The sequence below is a fragment of the Actinopolyspora sp. BKK2 genome (assembly GCF_011291845.1).
GTDB classification, from domain to species: Bacteria; Actinomycetota; Actinomycetes; order Mycobacteriales; family Pseudonocardiaceae; genus Actinopolyspora; species Actinopolyspora saharensis.
The window spans coordinates 133400-153654 of record NZ_JAANTE010000003.1; the positions used below are offsets into that span (position 1 = coordinate 133400).

General features: G+C 70.3%; 15 protein-coding genes. 1 reads left to right on the forward strand and 14 read right to left on the reverse strand.

Translation table 11 applies throughout. The annotated features are described in order from the left end of the window. Nucleotides 1–214 precede the first annotated feature (214 nt). The 12 genes from G9Q41_RS07535 to G9Q41_RS07590 all read right to left on the reverse strand — a co-directional run bounded on the left by G9Q41_RS07535 (nucleotide 215) and on the right by G9Q41_RS07590 (nucleotide 15880). Nucleotides 215–1615, reverse strand: coding sequence for a glycosyltransferase family 2 protein (locus G9Q41_RS07535; RefSeq protein ID WP_165632204.1), 1401 nt, complete (start codon nucleotides 1613–1615; stop codon nucleotides 215–217). A gap of 164 nt (nucleotides 1616–1779) precedes the next feature. Continuing rightward, on the reverse strand, nucleotides 1780–2925 hold the full coding sequence (locus tag G9Q41_RS07540; RefSeq protein ID WP_092521916.1) for a glycosyl hydrolase family 18 protein: 1146 nt from the start codon (nucleotides 2923–2925) through the stop codon (nucleotides 1780–1782). 21 nt (nucleotides 2926–2946) lie between these two features. Beyond that, nucleotides 2947–3951, reverse strand: coding sequence for an NAD-dependent epimerase/dehydratase family protein (locus tag G9Q41_RS07545; protein ID WP_092521917.1), 1005 nt, complete (start codon nucleotides 3949–3951; stop codon nucleotides 2947–2949). Further along, nucleotides 3948–5120 carry a glycosyltransferase gene (locus tag G9Q41_RS07550; protein WP_347567484.1) on the reverse strand — a complete coding sequence of 391 codons (1173 nt, stop codon included), beginning with the start codon at nucleotides 5118–5120 and terminating at the stop codon, nucleotides 3948–3950. Before G9Q41_RS07550 ends, G9Q41_RS07545 begins: the two co-directional genes overlap by 4 nt. After that, nucleotides 5002–6453, reverse strand: a complete 1452-nt coding sequence (locus G9Q41_RS07555; RefSeq protein WP_242687233.1) for an exopolysaccharide biosynthesis polyprenyl glycosylphosphotransferase — start codon at nucleotides 6451–6453, stop codon at nucleotides 5002–5004. The genes G9Q41_RS07550 and G9Q41_RS07555 overlap by 119 nt, the downstream gene beginning before the upstream one ends. Before the next feature lie 131 nt (nucleotides 6454–6584). Further along, the gene (locus G9Q41_RS07560) at nucleotides 6585–7814 is read right to left on the reverse strand and encodes an FAD-dependent oxidoreductase (protein WP_092521920.1); all 1230 of its coding nucleotides are present in this window, start codon (nucleotides 7812–7814) and stop codon (nucleotides 6585–6587) included. Then, nucleotides 7811–9187: a carboxylate--amine ligase gene (locus G9Q41_RS07565; RefSeq protein ID WP_165632206.1), complete on the reverse strand. Its 1377-nt coding sequence runs from the start codon at nucleotides 9185–9187 to the stop codon at nucleotides 7811–7813. The genes G9Q41_RS07560 and G9Q41_RS07565 overlap by 4 nt, the downstream gene beginning before the upstream one ends. 10 nt (nucleotides 9188–9197) lie before the next feature. After that, a complete protein-coding gene (locus G9Q41_RS07570) occupies nucleotides 9198–10565 on the reverse strand; it encodes a nucleotide sugar dehydrogenase (RefSeq protein ID WP_165632207.1) in 1368 nt (455 codons plus the stop codon). A 72-nt stretch (nucleotides 10566–10637) separates the two neighbouring features. After that, entirely contained in the window at nucleotides 10638–11411 is a 774-nt protein-coding gene (locus G9Q41_RS07575; RefSeq protein ID WP_165632208.1) for a polysaccharide deacetylase family protein, read from the reverse strand. A gap of 86 nt (nucleotides 11412–11497) precedes the next feature. Beyond that, nucleotides 11498–12556, reverse strand: coding sequence for a 2-oxoacid:ferredoxin oxidoreductase subunit beta (locus G9Q41_RS07580; protein ID WP_092521924.1), 1059 nt, complete (start codon nucleotides 12554–12556; stop codon nucleotides 11498–11500). Beyond that, a complete protein-coding gene (locus tag G9Q41_RS07585; protein ID WP_347567510.1) occupies nucleotides 12553–14379 on the reverse strand; it encodes a 2-oxoacid:acceptor oxidoreductase subunit alpha in 1827 nt (608 codons plus the stop codon). The genes G9Q41_RS07580 and G9Q41_RS07585 overlap by 4 nt, the downstream gene beginning before the upstream one ends. Nucleotides 14380–15247: 868 nt before the next feature. Continuing rightward, complete coding sequence (locus G9Q41_RS07590; RefSeq protein WP_165632210.1) at nucleotides 15248–15880, reverse strand: TetR/AcrR family transcriptional regulator; 633 nt, start codon at nucleotides 15878–15880, stop codon at nucleotides 15248–15250. Nucleotides 15881–16261: 381 nt separating this feature from the next. Between G9Q41_RS07590 and G9Q41_RS07595 the strand changes: the two genes are divergently transcribed. After that, nucleotides 16262–17800, forward strand: coding sequence for a glycosyltransferase family 39 protein (locus G9Q41_RS07595; protein WP_347567485.1), 1539 nt, complete (start codon nucleotides 16262–16264; stop codon nucleotides 17798–17800). A 149-nt stretch (nucleotides 17801–17949) separates the two neighbouring features. On the opposite strand, the gene G9Q41_RS07600 is transcribed toward G9Q41_RS07595, so the two are convergent. Both G9Q41_RS07600 and G9Q41_RS07605 read right to left on the reverse strand, forming a co-directional pair. Then, nucleotides 17950–18570, reverse strand: a complete 621-nt coding sequence (locus tag G9Q41_RS07600; protein ID WP_347567511.1) for a methyltransferase domain-containing protein — start codon at nucleotides 18568–18570, stop codon at nucleotides 17950–17952. A 243-nt stretch (nucleotides 18571–18813) separates the two neighbouring features. Continuing rightward, nucleotides 18814–20139, reverse strand: coding sequence for an aspartate aminotransferase family protein (locus G9Q41_RS07605; RefSeq protein WP_165632211.1), 1326 nt, complete (start codon nucleotides 20137–20139; stop codon nucleotides 18814–18816). Between the last annotated feature and the right edge of the window lie 116 nt (nucleotides 20140–20255).

A 20255-nucleotide genomic window follows, 5' to 3' on the forward strand; every position in this document is an offset into this window, starting at 1 on the left:
GTTCACGGCGGTCACGCAGTGGATTCTGCCCCAGCTGGTCCACGATCGCAGAACGTCACTGCCGGCAGCGGCCGCACCGCTCGGTCTCCGCCCCGCACTGCCGCGCCGGGCGAGCAGCCACGCTCCGCCACGAACCCGCGCGCCGAGTCCTTCCGGAAACCGCCTCCCGCTTCCGAGTGGGCGGACCGGGCGAGTCGAGGTGCTCCGGCCGTGCTCAACCACCCACCGCGGAGTCCGGTCCGCACGCGGCCGCGCCCCTGCGCACCGGAGCCCGTCGCCCCGGGCTGCGCCAGCGCCCCGTCGACCTGGTCATCCAGGCCACGGGCAGGGTGTACAGCGACAGCGAGCAGTCCAGCACGCGCAGCACCAGGAAGAACACCCCGAAGAGCAGGAAGCGCGGCTTCCGCAGCACCAAGGCCACCAGCAGGCTCAGCGACAGGTCGACCGCGACCACTCCGAGCACCAACCCCAGCGGGGTGACGTGCTCGGTCATCGTCTCGTGGAGCGGGCCGAGCACGGGCACCCCGGCCGTGGCGGGAAACAGCCGCGGCAGGAACAGCACCAGCAGCACAGCGGGGAAAAGCACCATCACCAGGCTGCTGGTGAACAGTTCCACCAGCAGCAGACACACCATGCAGCTGAACAGGTTGAGCCGCGGCCGGTGGCGACGGACCGTCTGCCACAGCCCCAGCGCCCACCTCCTCGTCTGACGCACGTAGTCCCCGAGGTTGTCCGGGTCCTGGGTGATCGCCACCGCCCTCGGTGTGAATCCCACCTTGCCGAGTCCCTTCTGGTAGACCTCGAAGGTCATGTTGAAGTCCTCGATCACCAGCCCCGGGGGGTCCATGTCGATGTACGGCAGGACCGCCGTGCGGTACATGCTGGCGAAGCCGGGCACGATGTGCGTGGCGTTGCACCGCAGCCAGGTCTGGCCGAACTTGAGCAGGTACTGCCCCAGCGCGTAGATGCGCTGCCGGTGGCACACGAGCAACCTGCCGAGCGGGGACAGGCCGGACCGGTCCCAGTCGCTGCGGACGAACCCGGCCACGGCCGCCACCTCGGGATTGTCGAACAGGGGCAGTGCCGCGCGGAAGTAGTTCTCGTCGAGCCTGGTGTCGGCGTCGAGCAGCAGCACCACCGGGTAGTGCTCGACCAGACCGAAACGTTCGACCGCCTCCCGCAGGGCACCCGCCTTGCCCACGTTGGTGTGGGTGCTGATCACGTTCACCCCGGCCCGCTCGGCGAGTTCGACCGTGCGGTCGGTCGATCCGTCGGAGACGACGTGGACGTTGCTCCGCGGGACGAGGGCGATCACCGACTCGAGGCTCTCGGATATCACGAGCTCCTCGTTGTGGGCGGGCATGAGCACGGCCACTCGGTCCACTCCGATCCTCCCGCCCGGCGGCACCTCGTCTCGCCGCTTGCGCCGGGTCTCCGGCAACGCGGACCAGACGCCGCGCAGATCGGCTAGGGCGCGCAGCAACCAGGACCTCCGCAGCGCCCGCCTGCGCAACCAGCCACCGCAGACGGCCGTCGCGCGCAGCAGCCCGACCCCGCCCCAGAGCGCGAAGTTCGCGCCGAACACCAGCACCGCCATGAGCCACCACGGAACCACCGCAGTCACCTCCACCGAGGGTCGAGCCGGTCCTCACAGAGCTCTTCCGGTCGAATCGTCGGTTGCGCGCCAACATCCCCGCCCCGAGACCGGAGGCGGCGCTCGCGACCCCGGGACAGCACCCGCGCGGCAACCACGCACGACGGGGCTCAGCGGGGGCACGATCAGTCATCCCCGTTCCCGGACCCGCCCGCAGCGGGGAAGGTTCGCCGCAACCCGCCCCAGGTCTCCGGATCCGCGGCGCCGTACATCCACAGGTAGACCCCGCCTATCCCGGCACGTTCGGCCGCCCGGAACTTCGCCAGCGAGCTGGCCGCGTTCTCGAACCAGACCTCGTGCCGCTGGCCCTCCGCGTCGGTGTAGCGGAACCACGGCGTCCTGCTCGACTCGTCGAAGCGGACTCGGGCATCGTGCTTCTCGGCCACCCGCGTGGCCTCCGACCAGGTGACCGGCTTCCCCCGCCCCTCGGACCAGTTGTAGCCGTAGAGCGGGACGCCCAGGACGATCTTCTCGGCCGGTATGGTCGCCCGCGCGTAATCCAGCACCTCGCGTATCCAGCCCACCGGGGCCACCGGCCCCGGCGGCGAAGTGGACCAGTGCCTGTCGTAGCCCATCAGCCGGACCTGGTCGGCGGCACGACCGACGGCCGAGTAGTCCTGGGCCGCGTTGCGCTGGTCGTAGCCCTGCTCGGAAGCCTTCGCGAACAACGCCACCGAAAGGGTCCTGTCGTGGGCGTGCAGCGCGTCGGCCAACCGACGGACGAACTCGCTGAACGCGGCCCGGTCCCCCGCGCGCAGCTCCTCGTAGTCGATGTCGACCCCCGCGTAGTCGTTGGCCAGCACCAGGTTCACGATCTCCCGCACGTGTTCCTTCATGCGCCGGGGATCGTGCAGTATCGGAGCCACCGAGTCGTAGGACCACTTCCCGTTGGTCATGTTCGCCACGGTCGGGGTGAAGCGCAGCTCGGTCCGCCTGATGCGGTCCATCGTCGACTCCGCGTTCGCGGCCCGGTCTCGCGGTATCTGGCTGACCACCCCGCCCTGCGGATCCAGGCCGTACATCCACGGCGAGACCTCGCTGAACACCTCGCTGTGCCGCAGCACCGTCTCCTCGCCGCGGCCCAGGTTCCAGAAGGGCAGCGCGGCCACCACCTCGGCGCTCGGGGCGCGTGGACGTGATTCCGGTTCGGAGCGCACCGACAGCATTAGCAGCACCAGGGCCAGCGACAGCACGAGCACCGTGGTGAACACCCCGATGCCCCGACGAGAGAGGGCGCCGAAACGCCCCGGAGCTCGGGAGCCCTCGCCCATCAACGTCCCCCAATCGCCTGGTCAGCCACTGCGCGCGCTTCGCGCAGCAGTGACCGGGGTGTCCCGCGCGGCGCGCGTGTGCTCGTCGACGATCGATCGGATGATGGAATCGAGATCGTGCTCCGGGCGGAAGCCGACCAGTTCCCGCGCCAGAGCGCAGTCGGGGACCCGCCGCAGCATGTCCTCGTAACCGGAGCCGTAAACCGCCTCGTAGGGGCTGTGCTCGATTCCGCTGTGCGACCCGGTCAGCGCGATCACCCGGTGCGCCAGTTCCGTTATGGAGACCTGCTCGGTGCTGCCGAGGTTGACGGCCCGGCCACGTGCCTCCTGCGTCCCGAGCAGCGCCACCATCGCCGGAACCACGTCGGCCACGTGGCAGAAGCAGCGGATCTGCTCCCCCGTGCCGAAGACCGTGAGCGGCTTGCCGCGCAGGGCCTTGGAGACGAAGCGGGGCAGCACCATGCCGTACCTGCCGCTCTGCCCCGGCCCCACCGTGTTGAACAGGCGCACGATGGCGGCCCACGCCCCGCGTTCGGCGACGTAGGCCTGGATCAGGCTCTCGTCGAGGGCCTTGGCCTCCGAGTAGGACCACCGCGATTTCAGCGGGGAACCGACCACGCGGTCGTCCTCCTCGGTGAGCCCGACCTTGTCGTTCTTGCCGTATATCTCGCTGGTGGAGGCGAACAGGACCCGCGCGTTGTTCCGCTGCGCCGCCTCCATCACGTGCTGGGTGCCGTGGATATTGGTGAGCAGGCTGTCCAGGGTGCGGTCGCGGATGACGAACGCGCCCACGGCGGCTGCCAGGTGGAAGACCACGTCGCAGCCTGCAACGGCGTCCTCCACGGTGTCCCGGTCGAGCACGCTGCCGTGGACCCGGCTCAACCCACCGTCGACGTCGGAACCGAGGTTCCGCCAGTCGCCGGTGCTCTCGTCGTCCAGCGCGACCACTGCGTGCCCCTCTCCCAGCAGGTGACGCACCAGGTGCGATCCGACGAATCCCGCCGCTCCCGTGACCACTGCCCTCATCCGTGCACCCCCTGTCCGGTGACGGGACCGCCCGCGGTCCGGGCGGCCTGGGCGGTCTCCGCGTCGCCCTGGCCGAGCGGTTCCCCGCGATTCGCGAGCAGTCGCTCGTACAGGGCGTCGATCCGCTCGGTCACCGCCTCCATGCCGTAGAGCTCGCGCAGTCGGGGGACCTGCGCACGAGGCCTGGCCGCGTCCAGCTCCTTCCGCAAGGCCGCCCGCAGCCCTTCCTGCTCGCCCGGGACCTCGACGGCGCGGTCCGTGTCGACGCCGTCCAGGGCCGGGCACGTGGTGTAAAGCGCGATCAACCCGTTGGCCAGGGCCTCCAGCACCGAAAGCCCGAAGGTCTCCTGCTTCGAGCAGGCGATGAAGAGGTCGAAGGCCGACAGCACCGCGGCCACGTCGCTGCGCTGCCCCGCGAACACCACCCGGTCGGCCACGCCGTGCTCGCGCGCGATTCCCTCCAGTCGCTGCCGCTCGGGCCCCTCCCCCACCAACAGCAGTCTGGTGCTCTCGTCCAGCAGCGGGGCCGCCGCCTCGATGAGCAGATCGAAACGCTTGTTCGGATCGAGCCTGCCCAGCACCCCCACCACGCGGTGGTGCTCGGACAGCCCGAGCTCTTCGCGGGTGCGGGAACGCGCCTGCTGGTCGAAGGCCACCCGGTCGAAGTCGATCCCGTTGGGGATCACCCGCGTCTTCCCGCCGGGCACTCCCCACTTCCGCAGTCGCTGCGCCACCGTCTCCGAAACCGCGATCGTGGTCTGCGCGCACCTGTCGGTCGCCAGGTACAGCAGCCGCACCCCGGTGCTCATGCGTCTGCGCTCGAGGTGGGTCTCCCCTATGGAGTGCTCGGTGCCCACGATGACAGGCACGCCGGCCAACCGCGCGGCGAGCCTGCCGTAGACGCAGGAGCGGTACAGATGGGTGTGCACCGCGTCGAAACGACGAGCGCGCATCAGGGAGCGCAGCCGCCACAGGGCGCTGAGCTCCGTGTTGCTGGACATGCCCAGGTCGTGCACGGTGACCCCGGCATCGGAGATCATCTCGGCGACCTCACCCGCGTTGTACAGCGCCGCCACCTCGCACTCGTGTCTGCTGCGCCGCACCAGCTCGTACAACTGCAGCTCGGCACCGCCGACTTTCAACCCGGTAATCACGTGTAGTACTCGCACTGCTGCCCTCCTCGTAGTTGCTTCCCGCCCGGCGGAATCCGGCCAGCACGGCTCCCGCCGTGCGGACGAGGACCACCAGGTCCATCCACGGTGACCAGTACTCGACGTAGTGGTTGTCGAAGCGGGCCCGTTCGGTGATGGACGTGTCGCCGTGCAGCCCGTGCACCTGGGCCCATCCCGTGATCCCGCCCCGCACGCGGTGACGATCGGCGTAGTGGGGGATCGTCTCGGCGAACCGCACGGCGTAGTAGGGCCGTTCGGGACGCGGGCCGACCAGCGACATGCCGCCACGCAGCACGTCCAACAGCTGCGGCAGCTCGTCGAGGTGCGAACGACGCAGCCAGCCGGCCAACCGGCCGCACTGCTCCGGAGCCGGTTTCCAGGCGAGCTGCTCCCCGCCCCCCGCAGCGACCGTGCGCAATTTCGTCACCCTGACGAGAGCCCCTCCTCTGGTAACTCTCTCCTGACGAAACAGGGCTGTTCCGCCACTGCTCCACCGCACGGCGGCGGCCAGCGCCGCCAGCAGCGGAGCGACCAGCACCAGCAGCACCGAAGCGAGCAGGCAGTCGAAGACGCGCTTGCCCGCCCGGGCCACCGCGGTGTGCGGGCACCTCCTGATCGGCACCAGCGGAATCCCCCACACCTCGTCCAGCGTGGCTCGCGGCACCCCGAGACCGAGTTCCGGAACCCGGGGAACCACGCAGAAGTCCACCGGCAACGCACGGCAGCGGCGCACCACATCGGTGACCTCGGCCGTGCTCTCCCCGGACGGGCACAGCACCACACGGGTGACCCGGTAGCGACGAACGAACGCGGCCAACTCGGCCGGCTCGCCCAGCACCTCGGGATCGGAGCGCCCCTCCTCCGTCCGGTCCAGGAATCCCACGAAACGCAGGCCGAGCTCCGGACGTTCGCCGAGCGCCTCGGCGAGCGCGCCCGCCGGTTCCGAGCGCCCGACGATCAGCACCTGTTCGGACAGTCCTGCCCAGCTGTGCAACGAGCGCAGCACGACAGCGGTCGTCACACGCGCGCAGACGAGCGCGCCGGCCGCGCACGTCCCGACCAGGAGCACACGCCGCGCTGAGGACCACGGCAGGAAAGCCAGCAGCGGCAGACCGGTGGCGACCAGCGCGCTTCCCACGTCATCGGAGGCCCTGCGGCACAGCCGGAGGCGATGAGCCCCTCGCGCGGCCAGGATCGCCAGCACGCCGCAGGAGTAGGACAGCGCAGCCAGCGCCCCCACGCGCAGCAGCACCAGCACCGCGCACAGCGCCACCACGTCGGCGCACGGGAGCAACCGGCCGGGCAGCAGACGGACCCAGTTCCCGGGCAACGAGCTCCCGGGCAACGAGCTCCCGGCGGATCGAACCGCCCGCGACGTCCTCCCGACGTCGCCGAGCTCGGCAGCTCGATCCGCGCGGAGCGGTTCTTCGCCACCTCCCTGCCGCGGAACGAGCTGCCAACTCATCTGCCCGCTCCCGGCATCACGGAGACCCTGCGATCCCGGGCCGGGGATATCCGTGCCGTGACGGACCGGGACGCGTGGTCGGCGCCGTAGACGAACCGCATCACCGGCCCGAAGCTCGGCGCCACGGTGGGGCCGATGAAGAACAGCCCGGCGACGTCGGACTGGTAGTCCGCCCCGACCCGAGGAGTGCGGTCCAGGGTGGTCACCCTGCCCCTGAGCTCGTTGTCGAGGAAGGACAGCCTGGTGATGTCCGGGCGGTATCCGGTGGCGCTGATGACGTGGTCGACCGAGAGCGTGGTGGTCTCGCTGCCGCGGCGCAGGCCGAGCCGCACCCTGTCCCCCGTGGGGTCGGCCCAGTCCACCTCGCGTTGCAGCAGCAGCGGGATCCTGCCGTCCACTCTGTCCCGCAACCACCAGGCTCCCGCCGGCCCCAGCGCGGTGCGTGCCAGCCGGACCCTGGTCGTCGCGGGCAGTCTGCGGAAGAGCTCGGGGTGTTCGGAGTAGAACCAGGTCGCCCAGCCGGTTCCCAGCCCGGCCTCCGGTTCGCGGAGCCGACGGCGCAGACTTCTCTCCTCTGTCGGCGGCAGCCCGTTCCACACGATTCCGCTCCGGCGCGCGACGATCCGGACCGAGGCGCCGGACTCCCGCAGCAGGGCCGCCGTTTCCAGCGCGGACTGCCCAGCCCCCAGCACCGCGACCTCGCGGTCGCGGAACACTCCCAGATCGACGTGGGCGCTGGCGTGCGAGGAGAGGTGCGCGGGCAGCTGGGAGAGCACGTCCGGAACCCGCACGAAGTGCTCCACTCCGGTGGCCACGACCACGTTCCGCGCGGTGGCCAGGCGCCCGTCCGTCAGTTCGAGCTCGTAGCGGTCGCCGCTCCGGCGCAGGTGCTCGACCAGCACCTGTTCCACGTCGGGAGCGTGGTTGCGCTCGAACCAGGTGCCGTACTCGAGGAACGTGTCCAGCGAGACCGGAACACCGATGTCGGCGTAGGCGCGCCCGGTCTCCCGGCAGAACCTCTCCAGGGTGTGCGTGGAGTTCGGATCGGAGAGGCTGCAGGCGAATCCCTGCGACTTCAGGTACATGCCGCGCGGCATCGCGGTGCGCCACAGGTTCAGCGGCACGCCGAACTGGCGGTAGCTGACGCCCGCCGCCCGGAGGTGCGCGGCCAGCGACAACCCGTACGGACCGGCGCCGATGACGGCGACGTCGACTGTCTCGTTCATCCTCGTACCCCCTCGACTCCGTGCTTCGCCCCGCCCGATCTCCTTCCGGGCGACACGCTGTTCGCGATACCGGCGGCCCGGCCGCTGTGAAACCTCGGCGGGCGGGACCGCCTGTTGCCCGCGGCTCGACGCGGGAAACGGCGCGTCAGCGCCCTCCATCCCGTGCGCAGGCACATCAACCCGAAAGGAGCGAGATCGTCCCGCGCGAACCAGGCGGTCTCCTCCGTCCCGCGCACCGAAGCGGCCCACTCGCCGAGAGTGAACCGGCCGCTGCGCCATCCACCGAAGGCGGCCAGCGGGTCGTAGTTCTCCACCACGAAGCGGCGTTCCCGCACCGGGTCCATCGCCGGTACCGGTTGCCCGGTCAGGTCGAGATAGGCGGCCACGGAGAGATCGAGCCCGGACGCGTCGCTGAAGAGCCTGAACTGCGCCCCCAGCCTGGGGTTGCAGTCGAGGAGCTTGTAGTGACCGTCGCGCGGGTCCCAGCGCCAGTCCATGTCCACGATGCCGCGGTAGTCCGTCCTGCGCAGCAGTTCGGTGGCGGTTCGCTCGAGCTCCGGGTTGGCGACCCAGCGCCCGAAGCTGGTCAACCCGGCCGGGCGCGGGTAGGAGCGCTCCTTCAGGCCGGTGCACCCCGCGATCACGTCCGAGCCGACTCCTCGGTAACCGTGGAAGAACCAGTCCTGCCCCCTGCCCGCTTCCTCCGCTCCCCCGGGCAGGAACTCCTGCAGCACCAGGGGCTGGCCCGCCTTCTCGTACAACTCCGCCAGCTGCTCGGGGCCGTGGATCACGCTCGTGCTCGGCGGGCGGGGCCGCCCGGAGGCCAGCCACGGCATCGCCAGCTTCGCCACGAGGGGGTAGCCCAGCGTGGAGGCGAACGCGCGCGCTCTCGGCCAGGTCGTCACCGTCTCCGTCTCGGGGCTCGGGATCCCGTGCCCGCGGCACAGCCGGTGCAGGGTGTCCTTGCCGGCGAACTTGCGGGGCAGCTCACTGGGGGGACTCGGGAACAGCAGCCACGGGTGCAGTCGCTCGGACTGCTCGGCGAGCAGGATGGCCCCCGCGTCGTCGGTCGGCAGCACCACCGCGGGGCGGCCCAACCGCTCCGCGATCCGGGCGAGCCCGTCCACCACGTCGTCCGTCGTGGCACCGCTGATGCGCCACCTCCAGTGGCCGTGCAGGTAACGCGAACGCGCCGCCGGAACGAACGGGTCCTCGCAAACTCCGTACACGGGGACCCCAAGCCTGCCCAGCCCTCGAATCACTCCCAGTCCACCGTGGTGGAACGGATTGTCGTCCAGTTTGAGCACCACGACAGGGGTGGAGGTGTCGATCTCCGCCGTCCGCTGCCGCGGAACGTCTCGTCGAGCGCGCATCGTGGACCCCTCACAGCAACAGCCGGTGCGGAACCCGGTCGAACCGGTAGGTGGCGTCCAGCACGAGCGGGTAATCGATTACCCAGTCGTAGTCGACGCCGGGATGAACCGTGTGGATCAGCACGAGGTCCCACTTCTCCTCGTCCGGGTGCTGTCGGCTGACCAGTTCGGTGCCGTCGGGCAGTTCGAGACGCGGCACCAGCGGATCGTGATAGCCGACCTCGATCCCCGCGTCGACCAGCCCGGACAGAATGGGCAGGGCGGGCGATTCGCGCAAATCGGCCACTCCGGCCTTGTAGCTGGCCCCGATCAGCAGGACCCCGGGGCGCTCCGAGCGCTGTCCGTGCTCCCGCAGCAGCTCGTCGACGCGGCGAACCACCTGCTGCGGCCGCTGCCTGATCTCGTGCATCACCTGCTCGAGCAGCGGAGCCCGACTTCCCCGGTCGCGCAGCTGCCACAGCAGGTAGTACGGATCGCAGGGGATGCAGTGCCCACCGACCCCGGGACCGGGGAAGCCTCCGAGGAAGCCGTACGGTTTGGTTCCCGCGGCCAGGGTCACCTCGATGGGGTCCAGGGACAGCTCCCGGCACACCTCGGCGAACTCGTTGGCAACGGCCAGGGTGACGGCCCGGAACACGTTCTCGTACAACTTGGTCAGTTCCGCCGCCTCGGGAGAACTGACCAGGAAGACCGAGTCGGTCACGCAGTTGATCACGCTCGCCGCCCGCTTGGAACAGCTCTCGGTCACTCCGCCCACCACCCGCGGGGTGTCCTGCTGGCGGTGGTCCGGGTTTCCCGGGTCGATGCGCTCGGCGCTGAACGCGACGTGGATGTCGCGCCCCACCTCGAATCCCCGTTCCCGCAACGGTCCGAGCAGCAGGTCCCTGGTGGTGCCCGCGTAACTGGTGGAAGTCAGGATCACCGTCTGGCCTGCGCGGGCGTGCTCGGCCACGTCCAGGCAAGCGCGGCGCAACGCGCTCAGCTCCGGCGTGTCGTCGGCCCCGACCGGGGTGGGAACGCAGATCACCACGGCCTCGGCCGCTCCGAGCAGCGCGCTGTCCGTGGTGACCCGGATCCCGCCGCTTTCCAGTTCCGAGCTCAGCAGGGCGCGGTCGGACTCGGCCAGCTCGACGTCACCCTCCAGGATGGCGTCCAAACGTGAACTGCTCGCATCGATGCCCGTGACCTCGATGTGCTTCGAGCGGAACTCGACCACGGTGGGCAGCCCCACGTAACCGAGCCCGACCACGGCCACGGCGGCCGGCGCAGCGTCCGGCCGTCCCGTCGCCGCGTCCTGCACGCCGGAGTAACTCACCAACCGGTCGGCGAACTCGTGCTCCCGACCGTTGACCGCCAATGAGAGCGGAAAACCTTCCACGGTCCCTCCCCGGGTCGACGGTGCCACGTCGTCACGTCCATCGACGGTGACACCTGCCCGGCTCGGAACACCTCATACGCCGTGGTGAGAATGTCTACCCACTCGGGAGGACCCCACCCGCTTCCACGCCGCGCGCCACCTCTTGGCCTCGATCCGGGGTCCGTTGTCCCGGTCTCCCACGTAAATCCTGGGCAACGCGAACATTCCTCCCGCCGACTCAGGACGAACGGCACAGGCGTAGGAGTAACCCGCCGCCCGCACCTCCTCCTCCACGTCCTCGTCGAAGTCCCCGTAGGGGTAGCAGAATCCGGTGACCTCGTCCTGCAGGAGCTGTTCGAGCTCGGCACGACTGCGGTGCACCTCGTCGACCATCCCGGGAAACGGCAATGTGGACAGCGGCTGGTGCACCAGCCCGTGCGAGCCCACTTCCATCCCCCGCGCGGCCACGTTCCGGATCTGGTCCGCCGTCATCAGCGGTTTGGTCGGCCCGCCCCCGTCCCAGCCGTTGTGCCCGCCGAGGCGGCCGGGCAGCACGAAGACGGTCGCCGTGAAACCCTGCTCCCGCAGGGCCGGGACCACGGTGGTCTCGAAGTCGACGTAACCGTCGTCGAAGGTCAGCCCTACCAGTCCACGCGCGTTCCCGGCGCGGTGCGCGCGCAGGAGCCGGCTCATCCCGACCCCGGTCCACCCCCGGAGCCGGAGCCAACGCAGCTGACGCGCGAACCGCGCGGGGCGCACGGTCACCCGGTACGGATCGCTGTCGTACTCCGCCACGGAGTGATACATCAACACCGGCGGCAGGCGGAGCTGCGCGCGCTGCTCCACCGCGGTTTCCGGATCGGTCATCGTTCCCCCACTACAGCGACTGCGCGGGGGAACGGTAGACCGCCTCCGCCAACGACGGATCCGGCACGCGAGGTAGCTTCGCTACCTCAGATTGTCCAGGTGTTGTTTCCGGTGAGTAGTTTTTGCAGGTCAGGAGATTTCTGTTCGGCGGCCTCTTCGAGCTGGGCCCTGGCCTGGTCGTCGTAGGTGGGCCGTGAGACCTGGCGGAACACTCCGGTGACCGTGGGGTCGAGGTGCTGACCGCCGAGACGGGACAGGGCGAAGGCGTGACTGGTGTCGGCGCGGTGGGCGTCGTGCACCACGACCTCCGACTCGTCGACCTCGGAGAGCTTGGCCACCTGCAGTTCGCCGTGCTCGTCGCGGACGACGCCGCAGCGCTCGTGCTCAGGGCCGAAGGTGATGGGCTGGTCGTGGCCCAGCTGGATCAGCCTGCGCTGCTTCTCGTCCTTGTCCTTGAGCACGTCGAAGGCGCCGTCGTTGAAGATCGGGCAGTTCTGGTAGATCTCGACCAGCGACGAGCCCCGATGCGCGGCGGCCGCCCGCAGCGTCTCGGTCAGATGCGCCCGGTCGGAGTCCAGCGTGCGGGCCACGAAGCTGGCCTCGGCCCCCAGCGCCAGCGAGACCGGGTTGAACGGGGTGTCCACCGACCCGGCGGGGGTGGACTTGGTGACCATGCCTTGATCGCTGGTCGGCGAGTACTGCCCCTTGGTCAACCCGTAGATGCGGTTGTTGAACAGCAGGATGGTGATGTTGACGTTGCGCCGCAGCGCGTGCATCAGGTGGTTGCCCCCGATGGACAGCCCGTCGCCGTCACCGGTGACCACCCACACGTTCAAATCCGGCCGCGTGGTGGCCAACCCGGTCGCGATCGTCGGCGCCCGCCCGTGGATGGAGTGCATCCCGTAGGTGTTCATGTAGTACGGGAACCGCGCCGAACAACCGATCCCGGACACGAACACGGTGTTCTCCCGGGCGATGCCCAGCTCCGGTAGGAAGCCGCGCACCGCCGCCAGCACCGCGTAGTCCCCGCAGCCGGGGCACCAGCGCACCTCCTGGTCGCTGGTGAAGTCCTTCGCCGACAAGTCCGCACCACTGGCGGGCACCTCGGCCAGCCCACTGGTGGGAAACCCTAGATCCGTCGTCACAGCTCGCTCCCCTGCACCACATCGGACAGCACGCTTTCCAGTTCCTCGGCCTGGAACGGCAACCCCGCGACCTTGGTGTAGGACCGCGCGTCCACCAGGTACCGCGACCGCAACAGCATCGCCAACTGGCCGGTGTTCATCTCCGGAACCAGGACCCTGTCGTAACCGCGCAACACCTCGCCGAGATTGCCGGGCATCGGGTTCAGATACCGCAGGTGGGCTTGCGCGACCTCCATCCCGCGGGCGCGCACCCGGCGGCAGGCCGCCCCGATCGGCCCGTAGGAGGAGCCCCAGCCCAGCACCAGCACCCGGGCGCGCCCGCTCGGGTCGTCGACCTCGACATCGGGCACCTCGACACCGTCGATCTTGCGCTGCCGCAGCCGCACCATCTCGTCGTGGTTGTCCGGGTCGTAGGAAATGCTGCCCTTTCCGTCGACCTTCTCCAGCCCGCCGACGCGGTGCTCCAGCCCGGCGGTGCCCGGCACCGCCCAGTCCCGGGCCAGTGTCTCCGGATCCCGCACGTACGGCCAGAACTCACCCGAACCGTCCGGGGCGTTGGCCTCGGTCGCGAAGGACACCCGCAGATCGGGCAGCTCGTTCACGTCCGGAATCAGCCACGGCTCGGAACCGTTGGCGGTGGCCCCGTCCGACAACAACAGCACCGGGGTTCGGTAGGTCAGCGCGATCCGCGCGGCCTCCAGGGCGATGTCGAAGCAGTCCGCCGGAGAACGCGGCGCCAGCACCGCCACCGGCGACTCGCCGTTGCGCCCGTACAGCGCCTGCAGCAGATCGGCCTGCTCGGTCTTGGTCGGCAACCCCGTGGACGGCCCGCCACGCTGGATGTCGCACACCAGCAGCGGCAGCTCCAACGCCACGGCCAGACCGATCGTTTCCGACTTCAACGCCAACCCCGGTCCCGAGGTGGTCGTCACACCCAGCGAACCACCGAACGCCGCCCCCAGGGCAGCGCCCACACCGGCGATCTCGTCCTCGGCCTGGAAGGTGGTCACGCCGAAGTTCTTGTGCTTGGCCATCTCGTGCAGCACGTCCGAGGCGGGAGTGATCGGGTAGCTGCCCAGAAACACCGGCAGCTCACTGCACCGCCCCGCGCTGACCAGACCGTAGGCCAGGGCCAGATTGCCCGTGACCTGCCGGTACGTTCCCTCCGGAAGGCTCGCCGGGGCGACTTCGTAGGTCACCGCGAACGACTCGGTGGTCTCGCCGTAGTTCCAGCCAGCGCGGAACGCCAGCACGTTCGCCTCGGCCACCTGCGGCTTGCCCGCGAACTTCTCCCGCAGGAACTGCTCGGTGTCCTCCGTGGGCCGCGAGTACATCCACGACAGCAGCCCCAGCGCGAACATGTTCTTGCACCGCTCGGCCTCCTTGCGGGTCAACCCCGTCTCGGCCACCGCGCCCTTGGTGAGCTCGCTCATTGCCACCCGGTGCACCGTGAAGCGCTCCAGCTCCTCCGTGTCCAGCGGAGACGTCTCGTAGCCCACCTTCTTCAGGTTGCGCTTGGTGAACTCGTCGGTGTTGACCACCACCGTCGCCCCGTCGGACAGGTCGCCGATGTTGGCCTTCAACGCGGCCGGGTTCATCGCCACCAGCACGTCCGGCCGGTCCCCCGGGGTCAGGATGTCGTAGTCGGCGAAGTGCAGCTGGAAGCTCGACACCCCCGGCAGCGTTCCCGCGGGAGCGCGGATCTCGGCCGGGTAGTTCGGCAGCGTGGCCAGGTCGTTGCCGAACGCCGCCGCCTCCGAGGTGAAACGATCACCGGTCAGCTGCATGCCGTCACCCGAATCACCGGCGAACCTGATGACCACACGATTCGCCTTGCGCGGCGTGTCCGCCTGTTCCTCGGGACCGGACTCCGCCTGTCCCGCGGGTCGTTGCCCGTTCGTCGCCACCACTTGACCAGTTCCCCTTCACCGTGCAGGGAAGCATCCACTCTGTGCGTGGACCCTCGTCCGCTGCCGCTGTTCGTACCGTGGGCCGCGTCCGGCGATCAAGTCACAGCCCGTCCGCAGCATACTCGCGGTACACCGATTCCGGCAGTTGGCACATTCGCGCCCTCTTCCGTACCGACGCGGAAAATCATACCCGGAAAGCATCCGGGTGAAAAACGGCGGCAACTCCACCACCGATCCTTTTCGAACGCGGAAATCGAAGAAACACCCCTGGGACTCAATTCCTTCCCGACCGCGAACGCGATCGTCGAAGGCGGCGATCCCACCCCGCGGAGTCCGCGCGCCGACCCGCCCGCGGCCTCCCGCGCATCTCGGCGGCGCGCTCGCGGCGCCAGGACGGACGCAGCACCCCGCTTCCGGAGGACCGAACCGCGAAACCGCTCCACAACACCCCTGCACCCTGGAGAAAGCAGCCGGAGGAACCGAGCGCGCCCGCCCTCGGGTGCGCCGCCGCCGAGCGCTCGCCGCGGACAACCGGGAAAGCGCTCCGCCGAGGCCGAACTCCTCCGGGGAGAAATCGCTGAATTCCTCGCGCGCCGAGCCCTTTCGACGAGACGCCCGAGGCCGGAAGACTCGAGGAAATCCCAAAAAAGCACCGAGTGTGACTTCGAACATACCCGGCTGCGACCTCTCCCTCCGTCGCACCAGGGCACCGGAGCACCCCCGAACGGGCACAAGCTTCCCAGAATGCGGGAACCCCGCTCCGGGGAGGAAAGAGCGCGGATCAGGCCGAGCCGGTTGTCACCACACCGTCGCAGAAGATCCGGATGTACTGTTCGGCGATCGTCTGCGCGCTCATGCGCCCCCGAGGGTTGTACCAGCGCACAACCGAGGAGATCGAGTCGCGGATGAACCGGTGCGTCAACCTCGGGTTGAGCTCGGCCCGGAAGGCCCCGCGACTGCGCCCCTCGCGCAGCACCCGGACCCAGATCCGCTCGAACTCCTTGTTCACCTGCTCGAGGTAGGCGAACCGCTCGAGACTCGCGAGGTAACCGCTCTCGTTGTGCAGGATCGCCACCGCCCAGCGGTGGCGTCGCAGCACGGTGAAGGACGCGCGGATCAGCCCCTCGAGCCGGGAACGCGGGTCACCGCCCTGCCCCACCGCCTTCCGGAAGGCGGCGAGCTGCTCGTCGAGGTAGGCGCGCAGTATCTCGTCGACCACGGCCTCCTTCGACTCGAAGTGGTGGTACAGGCTACCGGACAGGATGCCCGCGCTCTCGGCTATCTCGCGCACCGTCGTCGCCGCGAAACCACGCCTGGCGAACAGCTCGGCCGCGATGGACAACAACTGCGCCCTGCGTCCGGAACCGCTCTCCGGGGACGCCCCGGGGGGCTCCGCTGCGTCTCGGCCGACCATCACCCGCATTATCCGTCACCACGACCGGATCGCAGCGGCGAAGCGCACCCGTGACCGCCTGCACGCGGCACCAACCGGGACGGATCCTGTCCGGGATACGCTCCGGTTGCTCGCAACGGAACCCTGCTCAGCCGCCTCGGTTGGCCGTCGCGTGACTCGGCGCCTCGCCGGCGTTGGGGCCCCTCGAGCAACCGGCGGCCTGCTCGGGTGCTCGAGATGGGCGGTGCCGGGCGCGCAGGCGGGTGCAAACGGCTTCCCCGCTCCTCCCGCGACCGGACCGACCGAGCGGGTGCTCGCCCGGTCCGCGCGGGCCCTAAGCTGATCGGGACCGAGTGCCGGGGTGAAGCTCCGCGGTGAGCGGCGAGCGCTGAAGGAGGAATCGTGTCCACCTTCCTGGCGGGCAGGACGGACGGACTTGATCGCGCGGAGTCCGAACGAGCGGAGACACCCGCCTTCGCCCGCGGTCCCGTGCTGGCGCTGGGGTGCGCCACCGGGGCGCTGTTGCTGCTGCTCAGCGGACGTTACGGCTATCTCTCCGACGAGCTGTACTTCCTCGCCGCGGGCAAGTACTACCCGGACTGGGGCTACATGGACCAGCAGCCGCTGGTCCCGCTGCTCGCCCGCTGGGTCGACGCCGCGTTCCCCGGTTCGCTGGTGGCCCTGCGCGTCCTGCCTGCGCTGCTCACCGTGCTCGGCGTGCTCGTCACCGCGCTGATCGCCAGGGAGTTCGGCGGGGACCGCCGCGCGCAGACCCTGGCCGCTGCCGCCTACGTGCTCTCCCCCTGGCTGCTGCTCAGCGGTCACTGGCTGGCCGCGGCCACGTTGGCGCCTCCGGAGTGGGGGCTCGTGCTGTGGCTGGTCCTGCGCTGGACTCGGCTGCACCGTCTCGGGATCAGGCGCGACCGGCTGCTGTTCGCCGCCGCCGCGCTCGTGGCGGTCGGTGTGCAGACGAAATTCCAGATGCTCGTCCTCTGCGCGGTGCTGTTGCTCGCCGTGCTCGGTCGCGGACCGCGGGAGCTGCTGCGCAGACCGGCGCTGTGGGCCGGTGGCGCGCTGGTGGCGGTGACCGCTGCGCCCACGCTGGTCTGGCAGCACCGCAACGGCTGGCCCGCGCTGGACATGGGAACCGTGGTCGCCTCCGAGACGAACCGGTTGCTGTTCGTGCCGAACGCGCTGCTGTTCTCCGGTGTCGTGGTCGGCGCGGTGCTGTGCTGCTACGGGTTCTGGAGGTTGCTGCGCGGTCCCGAGTTCGGCGAGTACCGCTATCTCGGCTGGACGGTGCTGGGGGTGGTCGGCTTCTACCTGGTCGCCAGCGGCAGGCCGAACTACCCGGCCGGTGTCTTCGGGCTGCTGTTCGCCGCGGCCGCCGTGGGATTGCAGCACCGCAGGGCGGCACGACGCGCGGCCCGTTTTCGCTGGGTGGCCTGGGTGGCCTACCCGGCTTCGGCGCTGCTTCCGCTGGCGCTGCTTCCCGTGTACCCGCTCTCGCTGCTCGCCGAACGCCCCGGAGTGGTCAACTACAGCCGCATGTACGAGACGGGCTGGCCCGAGCTCGCCCGCACCGCGGCCGCCGCCTACGACCGGTTGCCCGCCGAGCTGCGCGCGGACACCGTGGTGGTCGGCTCGACGTATCCGATAGCCGCGGCGCTGGACGTGCACGGCAGGGAGCTGGGGCTGCCCCGCGCCTACAGCCCGCACCGGGGGTACTGGTTCTTCGGAGCTCCCCCGGACTCGGCACGGGCCATGATCTACGTGGGCGGTCGGGACCCGCTGACCCGCCACTTCCACGAAAGGCGGCGCATGGCCACGGTGCCCAGCGACCACGGCGTGGTCAACATCGCGCGCGGCGTTCCGGTCACGTTGTACGCGGAACCGGACGCCCCCTGGTCGGAGCTGTGGCCCCGGGTCAGACGGCTCTGACCGGTCCACGCACCGTCCTGCGCGGCGGCGCGTGGGCCCCGGGTGGAGCCGGTCGCGCGGGGATCCGGCTCACCCGCTCGAGTCCCGCGTGCTCCGGCTCGGCCACTGCAGGCCCTGCCGAGCCTGTCACCCGCCGTTCCCGGAGGACCTCACTGCCCGGAGGGAACGGGCCTGCGGCAGACGTAGACCCGCGCCGGCGGCACGTTGCGCCAGACGGTGCGCGAGGTGATCACCTCGTCGAAGATCGCTCCCAGCCTGCGGCGGAACAGGCGCGCACCGGACAGACCGAGCGCGTGGGCGTAGGCGATGGTGGTGAACCCCCCGCCCGGGGCGAGCACGCTGCCGACCTCGCGCAGGATCCGCCGCTGCGACTCCCCGGAGAACAGGGACCAGGGCAGGCCGCTGACCACCGCGTCGACCGAGCGGATGCCCGAGTCGGCCAGCAGCTGTCCCAAGCGCTTCGCGTCGCCCTCGATGACCTCGAGCCCGGGACAGGTGTTGCGCAGGTGCTCGCACATGCCCGGGTCCACCTCGACGGCTATGTGCCGCCCTCCCTCCGGGACGCGCTGTGCGATCGCGCCGCTGAGCGCACCGGTGCCCGGTCCCAGTTCGACGACCACCGGCCGGTCGGTGCTCGGCACGACGGCGGCCATCTCCCGGGCCAGCACCGGCGAGCTCGGCAGCACCGCCCCGATGGTGGAGGGCTCGCGCACCGCTCTGGTGACGAACGTGCGGTACTCGGCCAGCAGGGAGCTCGCGCGTCGGGTCACGGCTTCGCTGCCGGAACGTTCGGGCGACGACTGCTGTGGAGGCTGGGATCGTGTCACGGCTGGCCTTCTGGTCGGGTGCTGTTCCCCCGTGCCCGTGACCGCCCCTCCGGGGGCACGGCTCGGGGGCCGGTTCTGCGGCGGTCGCCGCGCGCTCCGCGGACTCGGTGCGCGTTCGACGACTTCGCCCGGCGCCAGCCTATCCGGAGCGGCGGGCCGCCGGGGCCGGGTGGTCCGTGCTCCCGGTCACTCCTCCGCCCCGGAGGCGCGCAGCGCCTCGAGCAGGATGCGCGCCCCGTCCACGGCCTCCTGGGACGTCAGGCTCAGCGGCGGGGCTATCCGCAGCACGTTGCCCTCGAGTCCTCCCTTGCCGATCAGCAGTCCGCGGGAGCGGGCCTGCTCGGTCGTCTCGGCGGCGAGTTCCGGTGCGGGCGAGCCGTCCGGGCGGAGGAGCTCGACGCCGAGCATCAGCCCCTTGCCGCGCAGCTCGCCCACCCCGGGCATCGACTCGGCGGCGGACAGCTCGTCGCGCAGCACCGCCCCGACCCGATAAGCGTTGCCCCACAGGTCGTTGCGCCGGTGGTACTCGAGGTTGGCCAGGGCGCCTGCCGCGGTCAGCGGGCTGCCGCCGAAGGTGGAGATGGAGTTCGCGGAGACGCTGTCCATCACCTCCCCGCGGGCGACCACTCCCGCGATGGGCAGCCCGTTGCCGATTCCCTTGGCGAAGGTGACGATGTCCGGAGAGCCGTTCGCGTCGTGCGCCTGCCAGCCCCAGAAGTGCTCCCCGGTGCGTCCCCAGCCGGTCTGCACCTCGTCGCTGATCCAGAGGATGCCGTGCCGGTCGAGCACCTCCTTGAAGCGCGCGAACAAGCCGTCCGGCGGCGCGGCGAAACCGCCCACGCCCTGGATCGGCTCCGCGATCAGGCAGGCGACGTTGCCGTGCAGCTGGTCGAGCACGTCCTCGAGGTCGCGCACGCAGGCCGCGGTGAACTCGGCGTCGTCGAGCCCCTCGAGCACGGTGCCGCGCCTGCGGCTGCCGTGCACGTAGTTCGTCTGCACCGGTGAGAGGCTGCTCGGCGACCAGGCCCTGTTGCCGGTCACCGACAGCGAGGCGAACGAGCGCCCGTGGTAGCTGTTGCGCAGGGCCAGGATCTGGTTCGAGGAGCGGTAGCCCGTGGCCAGCAGCAGGGCGGTGTCGTTGGCCTCGGTGCCGCTGGTGGTGAAGAAGACCCGCGGATCCTCGATCTCGGACAGTTCCGCGACCCGCTCGGCCAGCTCGATCATCGGTTCGTTCAGGTACAGCGTCGACGAGTGCAGGATCCTGCCCGCCTGCTCGCTGACGGCCTCGGTCACCTCCGGCACGGCGTGGCCGGTCATGGTCGTCAGGATCCCGCCGAAGAAGTCCAGGTAGCGGTTCCCCTCGGCATCGTGGACGTGCCTTCCCGAACCGCTCTCGATGTCGATCGGCTCGGAGTACAGCGTGCCGAGCCAGGAAGGCAGCACCGCAGCGCGCCGCCGCGCCAGCCGTGCGTGTTCACCCTCCGCCGCCCCGGAATCGGCGTTGGCACCCATGCTTTCCGTCCTTCCACCGCGCCGTCGTAGTCCCGCTCCGCGGAGTCGTCGAGTTCGTGTCGGTTCCGAACCTAGGCCGCCGAGCGCTGCGGGTACAACACCGGCTCCGGCGCGAA

Coding starts and splice junctions, on each gene's coding strand:
- G9Q41_RS07540 (WP_092521916.1), bottom strand. CDS start 2,925: ATGGGCGAGGGCTCCCGAGCTCCGGGGCGTTTCGGCGCCCTCTCTCGT.
- G9Q41_RS07545 (WP_092521917.1), bottom strand. CDS start 3,951: ATGAGGGCAGTGGTCACGGGAGCGGCGGGATTCGTCGGATCGCACCTG.
- G9Q41_RS07560 (WP_092521920.1), bottom strand. CDS start 7,814: ATGAACGAGACAGTCGACGTCGCCGTCATCGGCGCCGGTCCGTACGGG.
- G9Q41_RS07565 (WP_165632206.1), bottom strand. CDS start 9,187: ATGCGCGCTCGACGAGACGTTCCGCGGCAGCGGACGGCGGAGATCGAC.
- G9Q41_RS07575 (WP_165632208.1), bottom strand. CDS start 11,411: ATGACCGATCCGGAAACCGCGGTGGAGCAGCGCGCGCAGCTCCGCCTG.
- G9Q41_RS07590 (WP_165632210.1), bottom strand. CDS start 15,880: ATGGTCGGCCGAGACGCAGCGGAGCCCCCCGGGGCGTCCCCGGAGAGC.
- G9Q41_RS07605 (WP_165632211.1), bottom strand. CDS start 20,139: ATGGGTGCCAACGCCGATTCCGGGGCGGCGGAGGGTGAACACGCACGG.